This is a genomic window from Flavobacterium cheonanense (assembly GCF_039539185.1).
Taxonomy (GTDB): domain Bacteria; phylum Bacteroidota; class Bacteroidia; order Flavobacteriales; family Flavobacteriaceae; genus Flavobacterium; species Flavobacterium cheonanense.
Genome location: NZ_BAABCT010000006.1, coordinates 109,961 through 123,978, shown reverse-complemented (window position 1 = coordinate 123,978; position 14,018 = coordinate 109,961). Strand labels below are relative to the sequence as shown.

Sequence of the window (14,018 nt, the reverse complement as noted above, 5' to 3'; positions counted from 1 at the left end):
TCGTAGTTTGTTCGATGTCTTAAGTAAGGGTTTAATTATGGATTAAATAGGAGGTAATTAAAAACATAATACGTAATGATAGCGTCATGGTAGCGTCATGGCTACGTAATAGTAGCGTTATGGTTTTTGATAAAATGTTAGGATTTTAATTGCTTTTTCAGTAGTTTTGAAAAATGCTTAATGATATAGAAATCAGGCGCTAATATAGGGGTTTTATTTTGATTTTATGGCAAAAAATGTTGGATTAATTCAGTTTGAAGGTTCTATTGGTGATTTGGTTGCTTATCATCGCAATGGAAGTTTGATTATACAACGCAAAGGAGGTTTTAATGGTAAGCGGCTTAAGACAGAAGAACGTTATGAATCGGTTAGGAAGCGTCAGACTGAGTTTGGGAAATGTGCTAAATTATCTTCTGGAATAAAGCGTGCCTTTGCTTGGTGGTTGCAATGGGTTCCTGAGAATATGATTTATAACCATATTCAGTCGGTGGTTATGGGAGTGAAGAATTGTGATGTTTTGTCGGAGAAAGGCACTAAGACTTTTGAGAAAGGTATTGCTACCGTTGCAGGCGCTTCTCTTTTTAGAAAATTTCAATTGAACCCAAAGCGTTCCTTGAGCGCTGGGACTATTATCAATACTCCTTTTAATTTTGAAACTGGGACGGTTAGTGTTACACCTCACCACTATAAACTCAAATCTAGAATGTGTTTGGGAGTAGAATTACTTTTGTTGCAAATAGATTTGAATACTTATGACTATCAAGTAATTAGGAGTGGTATAAAGTATTGCGATGCATTGCACCAAACTATTAACTTGGAAGTAGCAGTACCTCAAGAACAAGTGTTTATGGCGGCTTTTCTTTTTTTTGGAAAATGCTCTAAAGAAGGAAAAAGTTATGCTTGGATGCGTGATGTTGAGGTGAGTTTTGGATTATTAGATTTTAAATTGGTTTAAAAGAGGTTAAAACAGCTATAAAAATTGCAAAACCTACTACTTTTCTTATAATTTACTTAATTAGCTGTAGTTTGGCTGAGTAGTAGAAAATCTACAAGGTTAAAGCTTTGTAAATTAAAAATTTAATGTAATTTTACAGGCTAAAAAAAAAGTGTTCATTCCCAAATGAATGCAACCCTAAAAAACTACTTAAAAACATTGATTTTTATGAATAATTTTACTCGAATTGCTTTAAATCGTTTTGTAATTAATTCGATTTTTTCTTGTTTGTTGTTATTGAGCATAGTCTCTTTTGGACAAACTAATCCAACGACTGCAACATTACCATTTAGTTTTACTGGTGCAGCCACTTTGCCAGGCTCTATGGCTGTTCATAGATTTGGAACAACGGCTGGAGCTATACCTACTTCTAGAATTACAACCGATGGAAATGCTGATTTGCCTGTTACAACAACAAATAATTCAGGAGGATACATTATTGAAGGTGCTTCAGGAGTTGATGGTATTTCATTATTAGCGTCTAGTAGTCAGTCAGCAGGAGCAATAATTTCTGAGTTTTCAACTACAGGATTATCAAATATTAGTGTTTCTTGGATAGCTTGGACTAAATTGGATCAAGCATCTTATACAAATTCTATAGCTTTACAGTATAGAGTTGGGGATACAGGTGCGTGGACAAATGTTGATAGTCCTTCATCTTCTGTTTATTCTACTTCTACTGTAGGCCGTGTTAATGGTGTAAGTTATACGCAAACATTACCTGCTGGTGCAAATAATCAAGCAGTTGTTCAAGTTAGATGGATTTATTGGGCCTCAGCTGGTACTACTGGTTCAAGAGATAGGCTTGGAATTGATGAAGTTTCAATTACTGGTACAGGCGCTCCAACAATCAACGGTACAATTGCTGCCGGTGAATATGGAGTTCATACTAATGGTTCAAACCAACAAGGAAATACTTATTTAACTTGGGATGATAACAATTTATATGTTGCCGTTGCAAGTTCAAATACTGCTGAGGCTTTTGTTTTGTATTTAGATAAAGATCCTCAAATTCCAGTAAATGATGGTACAAATGCAAATGGTACGAATGTTGGTTTTAATTATGATAATACAAGCTTCGCAGAATTACAATACAGAGCTGATTTAGTGTTATATGTAAAAAATAATTACAGAGAATATAGAACAGCAGACGGAAGTAATGGCTGGACAGGACCAACATCTGGTTTTGGAAGTTATGCTGAAACTGGTGGTAATACAAGAGAATTTTCTATTCCTTGGTCTGCTGTAGGTGGTAAACCAGCGGCTTTTAACTTTTTTAGTTATGTTACAAGTGCAGGTGGTTTTGTTTTTGGGCAAACTCCAACAGAAAATGCTGGTGGTAACATAGGAACAGGAGCAAGATATTCTAGATATTATACAGTAAGTAGTACTACATCGGGTAGTTCAACATTGCCTTTTAGCAGAAATAGTTATGTTTTTAATAGCGCTTCTGATGTTACAAACTTTGGACCTATTACAGCTTACGATTTTACAATGAATACCTCAGGCAGATTTATTTCAAGAACTGGAAATACTGCTGGTAACTGGGTAATCAACGGAAATTTAGTAGTTGGTAACGGAACTATATTTTTAGGAAGTGGCGGTGGAAGTTATGGTACAACAACAGTTGCAGGAAATTTAAACCTTCTTGGTGGTTCCTTTAATATGGATCAAACAAATGCTGCAATGTCAGTAACAGGAAATGTTTCTATTGCTTCTGGTGCTTCATTAGTACTTTCAGGAACAAGTGGAGGTGATTTTAATTTAGCAGGAAACTGGTCAAACAGTGGGACATTTACTCCAAATTCTAGATTAGTAACTTTCAACGGAACAACAGCTCAAACATTAACTGGAGCAACCACTTTCGATTTCTTAACTTTAAATAACACAACTGGTTTAACTTTAAATAATTCAGTAGTAGTAAATCAAACATTAGGATTAACATCAGGTAGAATAACTCTTGGTGCTAATGACTTAACAATTGGAAGTGCTGGAACTATAACAGGTGCAGGTGCTACAAACTATGTTGTAACTAATGGTGCAGGACAACTTAGAAGAACTGTTGGAGCATCAAACACACTTTTTGCAGTTGGTAATGTAGCATACAACCCAATCACGTTAAATAATTCAGGTACTTCTGATGTTTATGGAATTATTGCAGTTGATGGTACTTTTGCTACTCCGAATGATAATACAAGAATTGTAAATAGAAGATGGCAAGTTACAGAAGCTGTTGCAGGTGGAAGTAATTTAGCTATTCAAGCACAATATAATACTGGTGAGCTTGCAGCAAATTTTGCAGCAGCAACTACTCCATATATAGGATATTATAATGGTAGTGTTTGGTCACAAGTTGGAGCAACATTATCTGGAGCCAATCCATTTGTTGCTACATCTTCAGCAAATTCTACACCTTCTGATTTGAGTTCAGGTACAAATTATTTTGCAATTGGTAAAGACGCAGCTTTTATCCCTTTACCAGCAACTCAATTTGTAATTACCTCTATAGCTCCTGCAACACCTCAAGCTGCTTCAGGATTTAACGTTACTGTACAATCACAAAATGCATTGAATGTATCTGCTAATGTTACTGCTGATACTTCATTTACATTAACAACGAATGGAAATGCAGGTGCAATTTCTGGAACAGTTACAGGAACAATTTTAGCAGGTACTAATACTATTGTAGTTTCTGGAGTAGTTTTAGCAACAACAGGAATAGGAGCAACAGTAACAGCTACACAAACTTCAGGTGATGCTTTAACAGCTGGAACAAGTGCTGCATTTAATGTAGTAGCTGGTGCCGATCATTTAGCTTTTGTTGGAGTTCCAGCAACAGGAAATGTTAGTACTAACTTAACTTCATTCACAGTTGAAGCAAGAAGACCAGATAACTCAGTAGATACAGGATATACTGCTAACGTAACTATCGCTAAAGCAACAGGACCAGGAAATTTAGTTGGAACTGTAACTGTAGCAGCCGTAGCCGGTGTAGCTACTTTTAACGCAGCACAATTTGATGCTGTTGGTACTTATACCTTAACAACAACTTCTGGTGTTTTAACTCCAGATACAAGTGGGAATATTGTTATTACTTTAGTTCCATCAATAATTGCACAATTTGATTTTACACCTTTTACATTGCCTACTGCAACACAAGCTACTTTTAATGATGCAAATGTAAGTGTAACAGATTTTGCAATCTCTGCTGGGACACTTTCAGTAGGTCAAAATACTGGTACAAATTTCCCTAATGAACCATTTGTGGCTGGAACTGGTGGTTATACTTCTACGACACAAGCAGGAGCTAAGAATTTTAATTTTACTATTAATGCTAATACAGGATATAAAATTGAAGTAACTAGTTTAGAATTTAATGCATTAGCAACAAGTGCTGGTCCATCGGCAATTTCATTTGATATTGCTTCAGGAATTTCATCTTTTACTGCAAATGCTCCAGATGGAGTTTTATTGCCGGTAAATCAAACGGTTACAGGAGTTAATAATTTAACTTCAATACCAGTTCTTATACAAGGATGGTTAAATGGTTCAAGAACATCTAGTGGTGCTGGTAATTTCCGTATAGATGATGTAATTGTTAGAGGTTATGTTACTTGTATCGAACCCATTGCATATACCGTTACTGGTGGAGGTAATGGATGTGCCACTTCAGGTGTTGCGGTTGGTTTAGCTAATTCGCAAGTTGGTGTTAGTTATCAGTTAAAAATTGGAGGTTCTAATACTGGTTCGCCAGTTGCAGGTACTGGTGCTGCAATTTCTTTTGGGAATCAATTAGTTGCTGGTACTTACACAGTAGAGGCTACCAATATCAATGGAACATGTAACTATACTTTGGCTATGACAGGCAGTGTTACAGTAACTTTAGATCCAGCATCAGTTGCAGGAACAGTTTCGGCAAATCAAACAATATGTGAGAACACACAACCAACTGATATTTCGTTAACAGGAAATACAGGTACAATACAATGGCAATCATCAACAGATAATTCAACTTTTACAGCTATTTCTGGAGAAACTTTAGCAACTTTAGCAGGAGCAACAATAGGAAATTTAACAACTACTACCTATTATAGAGCTTTAGTTACGAGTGGTACTTGTGCAGCAGCTACTTCATCAGTAGTTACAATTACTGTAACTCCAAGTGTTGCAGCAAGTGTAAGCTTTGCGGCTGTTCCTTCTGGAGCAATTTGCTCAGGAACTAGTGTAACATTTACAGCAACTCCAACTAATGGTGGAGCAACTCCAAGTTACCAATGGAAAATAAACGGAACAGATGTTTCTGGTCAAACTGCTTCAACTTTTACAAGTTCAACTTTAGCAAATGGAAATGTGGTAACTGTTGTTATGACTTCTAATGCTACTTGTGTTACTGGTTCACCGGCAACTTCAGCAGGTATCACTATGCAAGTGTCGAACCCAGTAGGATATGCTAATCTTCAATTCCCACCTTCAGGAACTATTTGTCAAGGTGGAACTTATACGGTTTATGGACAAGTTTTTCAAGCAGGTGTAACACCGGGTGCAGGTGCAGGTTCAGGAATTACAGTTGAGTTTGGATACGATGCTGCTAATACCAATCCGGCTACTTGGACGAACTGGTTTACCTCTGGTTATGGTTCTGATGTGGGTAATAACGACGAATATGTTTATAATTTTACGCCTTCTTTAGATGGTGTTTACTATTATACTTTTAGATATAAATCAGGTGCTTGTGATTGGCAATATGGCGGTTACAGTGGTTCAGGAGGAGGTTTCTGGAACGGAACTACCAATGTAAATGGTGTTTTAACTGTTAACACGAATGCTGCACATACTATTAGTTTAACTAGTGGATTGGGTACTAATACACAATCGTTCTGTCAAAATACAGCGCTCCCAACATCAATCACTTATGCTGTAGGTGGAGGCGCTACAGGAGCTGGTATTATAGGATTGCCAGCAGGAATGTCTGGTACCTACAATGCTGGTGTATTTACTATCAGCGGAATACCTTCAGCAGGCGGTGTGTTTAATTATACTGTTACTACAACAGGTAATGGATGTGCTACGGCTGTTACTCAAACAGGTATTTTAACGATTTCTAGCGCTATTGATTACGCAAATTTACAATTTCCAGGTTCACAAACGGTTTGCGAAGGAGCTAGTTTTACGGCTTATGGACAAGTTTTTGAGCCAGGAGTTACTCCAGGAGCAGGAGCTCAAGGTGCAGGAATTACAGTAGAATTTGGATATGATGCTGCTAATACTAACCCAGCTACTTGGACGAATTGGTTTGCAGCTAGTTTTAATTCATCAGGAGGTGGTACTAATAATGACGAGTACCAATATACTTTTACAGCACCAACTAATGGAACTTTCTATTATACCTTCCGTTATAAGCAAGGTACCTGCGATTGGCAGTATGGAGGTTATAATGTAGGTGGTGGAGGTTTCTGGAATGGAACAACAAATAATAGTGGTGTTTTAACAGTTAACCCATTGGCTACGGCAAGTATTTCATCAAATAATGGTCCGATTTGTTCGGGAGTTGATGCAACTTTTACCTTAACAGGTACTTCAGGAGTTGTGGTTACTTATAACTTAAATGGAGGAACAAACACTACAGTTACTTTAACAGGCGGAACGGCTATCGTTACTGTAACAGGAGCTACGGCTAACCAAACATTAAATTTAGTTTCTGTAACAGATGGTATCTGTCCAGCTACCTTAACAGGTTCTTCTACCGTAACAGTTAACCCATTGGCTACGGCAAGTATTTCATCAAATAATGGTCCGATTTGTTCAGGAGCTGTTGCTGATTTTACCTTAATAGGTACTTCAGGAGCTGTGGTTACTTATAACTTAAATGGAGGAGCAAATACTACAGTTACTTTAACAGGCGGAACGGCTACCGTTACTGTAACAGGAGCTACGGCTAACCAAACATTAAATTTAGTTTCTGTAACAGATGGCATCTGTCCAGCTACTTTAACAGGTTCTTCTTCGGTAGCAGTCAACCCATTACCAACAGCAAGTATTTCAGGAAATAATGGTCCGGCAGTTTGTTCAGGAAGTGATATTACTTTTACTTTAACAGGTACTTCTGGCGCTGTGGTTACTTATAATTTGAATGGTGGTTCTAATACTACTGCTACTTTAACAGGTGGTTCGGCTACGGTTACAGTTAATGGAGCTACAGCTACACAAACCTTGAATTTAGTTTCTGTAACAGATGGAACTTGTCCAGCTATTTTATCTGGTTCTTCTACTGTAGTTATTGAATCTACAACTTGGAATGGAACTTCATGGAGTAATGGTACACCAACAAGTACAAAGGCAGTAAGCTTTACAGGAAATTATACTATTGGAGCTAACTTTGATGCATGTAGTATTTCAGTTTCTAACAATGCCGTTGTAAGTGTTACTTCTGGATTTAATGTAACTTTAAATGGAGCTATTACGGTTGCTTCTGGAAGTTCATTTATATTAAATAATAATGCTAATTTATTCCAATCTAACGCTTCTGCGGTTAATACAGGAAACATCATAGTTAGACGTCAGTCTAATCCATTAATTCGTTTGGATTATACCTTATGGTCTTCACCAGTTACAGGACAAGGATTGTATGCATTTTCACCTTTTACATTTGCTAATCGTTATTATGTTTATGATACAACATCAAACTTATATAACAATAGTTCAATCGGATTTAATGTTACAGGAACTAACGCAGCAGGTGTAAACGGAATTGATCAAAACAATGTTCCATTTACAACAGGAAAAGGATACTTAATTCGTTTGCCTTACAATCACCCAACAGCACCAGTTGTTTGGAATGGTAGCTTTACAGGAGTTCCAAACAATGGAACCAAAACTATTACTTTGGCTAATGTAAGTGCAACGCAACAATTTAATGCAGTGGGTAATCCTTATCCATCACCTATTAATATTGCTCAATTTGCAACTGATAATACTAACGCAATTGAACCAACATTATACTTCTGGAGAAAAACTAATAATGCTGCAAGTGCATCCTATTGTACTTGGAACACTACTTCTAGTTTATACGGAGATAATGGAGAAGCTTTTACTAATTCACCAAATGGTGTGATCCAAACTGGTCAAGGTTTCTTGGTTGAAGCAAAAGATGGTGCAACGTCATTAGAATTTAACAACGGTCAACGTGTAGCAAATAATGCTAATCAGTTCTTCAGAACTACTACTGTAGCTACGCCAACAACGCAAGCAGATGCTATTTGGTTAAACTTAACTGGAACAGGTGCTGAATTTTCTCAAGCTGTAGTTAGTTACTTTGCAAATGCTACTTTAGGAGCTGATGCTTATGATAGTAAGTATTTTAATGATGGAGCAGTTGCATTGAATATGCTTATCGGAAGTACAGCATATGTTATTCAAGGTCGTCCAACCTTCCAAGCAACCGATGTGGTTCCGTTAAACTATAAAGTAACTACTGCAGGTAACTATACTTTTACAATTGATCACGTTGATGGATTGTTCGCAGGCGGTGCTCAAGCTATTTATATTAAAGACAATCAAGATGGTTCTTACCATAACTTGAGTACTCCATATACTTTCACATCGGCTGCTGGAACTTTTGCTAATCGTTTTGAATTGGTTTACCAAACTTCATTAACAACAAATGATAACAGCTTTACAGCAAACAGTATCAATGTTATCAAACAACAAAATGATGTATTTATCCGTACAGGAGGAACTACAATGCAAGAAGTAACTATCTACGATATTAGAGGTAGAGTATTGGTTGCAAAAACCAACATCAATGCTTCAGAAGCTAAAATCAATGTAGGAACAACGAATCAAGTTTTATTGGTTCAAGTAACTACTATTGATGGGTTTAAGGCTACTAAGAAAGTGGTTAATTAGTGTTCAGATGTTAGATGTTAGATGTTAGATGTCAGTGTTGAAGTTTGAAATTTGAGATTAGGTTAACTTGTCTTTTGGACTCGGAATAATTAGGGAAAGCTCTTTCGGAAACGGAAGGGCTTTTTCACTTCGACAGGCTCAGTGACCGCACTTCGACAGGTTCAGTGTTCAGTGTTCAGTGTTCAGTATTCAGTGTTCAGTGTTCAGTGTTCAGTTTTCAGTTTTCAGTGCTCAGTGTTTAGTGTTCAGTTTTCAGTTGCCTGTTATCTGCTATCTAACATCTAACATCTGCTTTTTGTTTATTAGTTTAAAAGCCACCTCGTCCTTCGGACACTCCTCCAGAGGAGGAGAATGCTTTTGGAAGACTATTAATTTTTGATTTTACACTTATAACTTATAACAAATCACTTATAACTTAAATATTGTCTTTCATTGCTTATTTATAAAATTTGGTTATTTACAATTAATTAATTTGGTGGTTTCAAATAAATGAGTACTTTTGTTACTCGTTATTGCATAACTAATTATGTTAGAAACACTTATTACTTCTAAAACACGTATTCGTATCTTGGTAAAGTTTTTTATCAATGCTGCTAATAATGGTCATTTACGTGGCTTGGCAGAAGAGATGAATGAATCTACCAATGCCATAAGAAAGGAATTAAACAACCTCTCTGAAGCTGGCTATTTGGAGAAGAAAGCGGCTCAGAATAGGGTTTCCTATAAAGCTAACATCAAACATCCCTTATTTAAAACATTGCAACAAATAGTATACAAACATTTAGGTTTGGATGCTATTATTGACATGATTTTAGAGCGAATGGGACAAGTACAACAAATAGTTGTCTTAGGTGATTATGCTAATGGTATCGATTCGGGTGTTATTGAGGTTTTGATTGTAGGAAAGGAATTGAATGCCGATTATATTGACCAATTGGCAATAAAAATTGAAGATGAAATAAAACGTAAAGTACTATTTACTTTGCAAGATTTTCCTTCAGAAAGTGGTTTGATTATATATGAGAATTTTGATTGCTAATTTTATTAAAATATGAGTACTAATAAACAATTGTGGACTGAGGAAATTAAAGCAGATTCTTCTTTATTTTCGATAAATTTTAAAGAGCTTTGGCATTATCGCGATTTATTACTAATGCTTTTGAAAAGAGATTTTATTACTTTTTACAAGCAAACCATTTTGGGTCCAATATGGTTTTTTGTGCAACCCATAATGACTTCATTGATTTATATGGTTTTATTTGGTCAAGTTGCCAAATTATCAACGGATGATTTACCTCAAATACCATTTTATTTAGCAGGAATTACCATTTGGAATTACTTTGCGGATTCTTTAGTTAAAACCTCTTCTGTATTTCAAAGCAATGCCTCCATATTTGGAAAAGTATATTTTCCGAGATTGATTATGCCTTTGTCTATTGTGTTCTCGGGTTTATTAAAATTTGGTGTGCAGTTTTTATTATTTATTGCAGTGGTTGTTTATTATAGTTTTACAAATCAAATTCAACCCAATTTATGGATATTAATGACGCCACTTTTAATTCTTTTGATGGCTGGTTTTGCTTTAGGATTAGGAATGATATTTTCGTCAATGACTACCAAATATAAAGATTTAAGTTTTTTATTAGCTTTTGGAATTCAATTGTATATGTATGCCACTCCGGTAGTTTATCCAATTTCGGCCATGCCTGAAAAATACAGATGGATTGTAGACGCTAACCCATTAACTGGTATTTTTGAATGTTTTAGATATGGTTATTTGGGTTCAGGACATTTTGAACCAAGTAGTTTGATTTATACCACTTTGTTTGTTGTTGTTTTACTTTTTGTGGGTGTCATCACCTTCAATAAAGTAGAAAAAGGATTTATGGACTCTATTTAATTATTATGAAAGAATTAGCAATAATTGCAGAAAATATATCAAAACAATATCGATTAGGAGAAGTTGGTACAGGAACATTAACCCATGATTTAAATCGATTTTGGCATAAAGTAAGAGGAAAAGAAAACCCTTATCTTAAAATTGGAGAAGCCAATGACAGAACTTCTGTTGGTGACAGTGACTATGTTTGGTCATTAAGAGACATTAATTTTGAGATTCAACAAGGTGATGCTGTTGGAATAATTGGAAGAAATGGTGCCGGAAAAAGTACACTATTGAAACTTTTAAGTAAAGTAACAAAACCAACAACAGGAAGTTTCAAAGTTAACGGTAGAATAGCATCTTTATTGGAAGTAGGTACAGGATTTAACCCAGAAATGACAGGAAGAGAAAATATTTATCTTAATGGAGCTATTCTAGGAATGCGTCGAGCAGAAATTACTAGAAAGTTTGATGAAATTGTAGCTTTTTCTGGAGTTGAACGCTATATAGATACACCTGTAAAACGATATTCTTCGGGTATGTATGTAAGACTAGCCTTTGCTGTTGCTGCTCATTTAGAAAGCGAGATTCTTATTGTAGATGAAGTATTAGCAGTAGGTGATGCCGAATTTCAGAAAAAATGTTTGGGCAAAATGGGCGATGTAAGTAAAGGTGAAGGACGAACCGTTTTGTTTGTTAGTCATAATTTAGCCGCTGTAAAGACATTATGTAATTCGGGAATCTATCTTAAAAATGGTAAGTTAAATTTTCAGGGTAAAATTGATCAAACCATTGAAACTTATCTTAACGATACAAATGGTCAAATAGGAACACCAATACATTTGCGAACAGATAAAGTTGGTAATCGAAAAATTCAAATTAATGATATTATTTTTAAAGATAAAAACAACAAAGTAATATCTGAGATTTTTAGTGGCGATTATTTAAAAATAGAATTTCATTTTGAAAAAGATGCAAATGTCAATTTGGATGAAATGATAGTGGCCTGCAATTTTGCTGACAATTATGAAAATAGAATTGTGGGATGGGTTTCTGATGAGATGTCTCATGAATTTGGTAAAATACAAGACTCAATATTCTCGCTTTCAATTCCGGAGTTAAACTTAAGACCACAAAATTATAACTTCAATTATCAAGTGTCTTATAAATCGACTGCCCCAAAAGATTTTTGTGATGTATTACAAAACGCACTTTCATTAACAGTTTTAGAATCTAATTTTTTTAATCCTGAAAAGAAGATAAGGTTGGGTCACTCATCTTTAATAAAAGCTAATTTTTAAAGTTAAATTTATTATGAACAAGATACAAAGTATTGATATTGAAATAGGTATTAACACAATTATTGATCCATCAGCTGTAATTCGAGGAGTTAATGGTAAAGCCAAACGTATTGTAATTGGTGATAATTGTTATATAGGAGCAAACGTTCAAATAATTTGTGATGATTTTGAATTAGGCGACTATTCTAAAATACAACACGATACCAATATACATGGTTATTTACCTTGTAAGATAGGACATAATGCTTGGATTGGACAATATTCTATTATTGATAGTATCGGAGGAACTACAATAGGAAATAATTGTGGAATTGGTGCACATTCGCAAATATGGAGTCACATAAAGTATGGTGACACATTGGAAGGTTGTCGTTTTTTAAATGAAAAACCAATGATAATTGGAAATGACGTATGGTTTGTTGGACATTGTATTGTTTCACCAATCACAGCTCAAGATAAATCTATGGCAATGGTTGGCTCTGTTGTAACGAAAGATATGGCTTTTAACGAGATATATGCAGGATCTCCAGCAAAATCAATTTCTGATAAAGTAGGTTTTCAATTTGAAACAATTTCAGTAGAAGAAAAATATAATAAAATGGTACAATACCTTAATCAATTTAATAGTAATAGCAAGACTATACAAATTGTTAAAGATTTTGATAGTATCGACATAGCAAATACAAAAGTTACTTATTTTAATGTAACTACTAGAGAATATACTAAGAGACTTAGCGAAGAAGAGATTTATTTCATGAAATTTTTATTACCAGCAAAGGCTAAATTTACACCTAATATAATGAAGAAATGATACCATTCAATAAACCATTTTTAACAGGTAAAGAAACCAATTATATTCAAGATGCTGTTTTATCTGGAAAAATTTCTGGTAATGGTGTTTTTACCCAAAAGTGTCAACAGTATTTTGAAAATAGATATCGTTTTAAAAAATGTTTGCTAACAACATCTTGCACTGATGCTTTAGAAATGGCAGCAATTTTAGCAAACATAGAAAAGGACGATGAAGTTATAATTCCTAGCTATACCTTTGTTTCTACTGCTTTAGCATTTATCAGGCAAGGCGCAAAAATTTTATTTGCGGATTCCTATAGTGATAATCCTAATATTGATGCCGATAAAATAGAAGCATTAATAACTTCAAAAACTAAAGCAATTGTACCAGTTCACTATGCTGGAGTAGCATGCGATATGGATAAAATTATGGAACTTGCATCCAAATATAATCTTATTGTGATAGAGGATGCTGCGCAAGCAATTGATAATTATTACATTGATAAAAATGGGATAAAAAAAGCATTAGGAAGCATAGGTCATATGGCCGCTTTTTCTTTTCATGAAACTAAAAATATTATTGCTGGAGAAGGTGGAATGTTAACTATTAATGATGAGCAGTTTATCGATAGGGCCGAAGTTATATGGGAGAAAGGGACAAACAGATCTAAATTTTTTAGAGGCGAAATAGATAAGTATGGTTGGGTCGATACAGGAAGTTCTTTTTTGCCATCAGAAATTGTTGCTGCTTTTCTATGGGCTCAAATTGAAAATATTGATTTCATTCAAGATAAACGTAAGATGCTATGGAATACTTACGATGTTTTTTTTAAAAAAAATCAAGAAAAATTAAAGTTTACTTTAACGATAACACCAGATTATTCTACTAATAATGCTCACATGTATTATATCATTTTTGATAATTTAGACGAAAGAACTAAAGCGATTCAAAAATTAAAAGATCATGGAGTTTTGGCAGTTTTTCATTATATATCGCTTCATTCAAGCCCTTTTTATATATCAAAACACGATGGTCGAGAACTAACTAATTCAGATTGTTTTACTGATAGATTGTTGCGCCTACCATTGTTCTATGAATTGAGTATTGAGCAAGTTGAATTCATTTCAAATTTACTGAAATAAG

At 34.8% G+C, this 14,018-nt stretch carries 7 protein-coding genes; all 7 read left to right on the top strand.

Annotated elements, in window-relative coordinates; translation table 11 throughout:
• Nucleotides 1-226 precede the first annotated feature (226 nt).
• Nucleotides 227-955 (top strand): hypothetical protein, encoded by a 729-nt coding sequence (locus ABD766_RS11560; RefSeq protein WP_344816845.1) that lies wholly within the window; start codon nucleotides 227-229, stop codon nucleotides 953-955.
• 207 nt (nucleotides 956-1,162) lie between these two features.
• Complete coding sequence (locus tag ABD766_RS11555) at nucleotides 1,163-8,899, top strand: T9SS sorting signal type C domain-containing protein (protein ID WP_344816844.1); 7,737 nt, start codon at nucleotides 1,163-1,165, stop codon at nucleotides 8,897-8,899.
• A 526-nt stretch (nucleotides 8,900-9,425) separates the two neighbouring features.
• Nucleotides 9,426-9,938 carry an ArsR family transcriptional regulator gene (locus ABD766_RS11550; RefSeq protein WP_344816843.1) on the top strand — a complete coding sequence of 171 codons (513 nt, stop codon included), beginning with the start codon at nucleotides 9,426-9,428 and terminating at the stop codon, nucleotides 9,936-9,938.
• 12 nt (nucleotides 9,939-9,950) lie between these two features.
• Nucleotides 9,951-10,799 carry an ABC transporter permease gene (locus ABD766_RS11545; RefSeq protein ID WP_344816842.1) on the top strand — a complete coding sequence of 283 codons (849 nt, stop codon included), beginning with the start codon at nucleotides 9,951-9,953 and terminating at the stop codon, nucleotides 10,797-10,799.
• A gap of 5 nt (nucleotides 10,800-10,804) precedes the next feature.
• The gene (locus tag ABD766_RS11540) at nucleotides 10,805-12,082 is read left to right on the top strand and encodes an ABC transporter ATP-binding protein (RefSeq protein WP_344816841.1); all 1,278 of its coding nucleotides are present in this window, start codon (nucleotides 10,805-10,807) and stop codon (nucleotides 12,080-12,082) included.
• 13 nt (nucleotides 12,083-12,095) lie between these two features.
• On the top strand, nucleotides 12,096-12,893 hold the full coding sequence (locus ABD766_RS11535; RefSeq protein ID WP_344816840.1) for an acyltransferase: 798 nt from the start codon (nucleotides 12,096-12,098) through the stop codon (nucleotides 12,891-12,893).
• Complete coding sequence (gene rffA, locus ABD766_RS11530; protein WP_344816839.1) at nucleotides 12,890-14,017, top strand: dTDP-4-amino-4,6-dideoxygalactose transaminase; 1,128 nt, start codon at nucleotides 12,890-12,892, stop codon at nucleotides 14,015-14,017. Before ABD766_RS11535 ends, rffA begins: the two co-directional genes overlap by 4 nt.
• The last annotated feature ends 1 nt before the right edge of the window (nucleotide 14,018 follow it).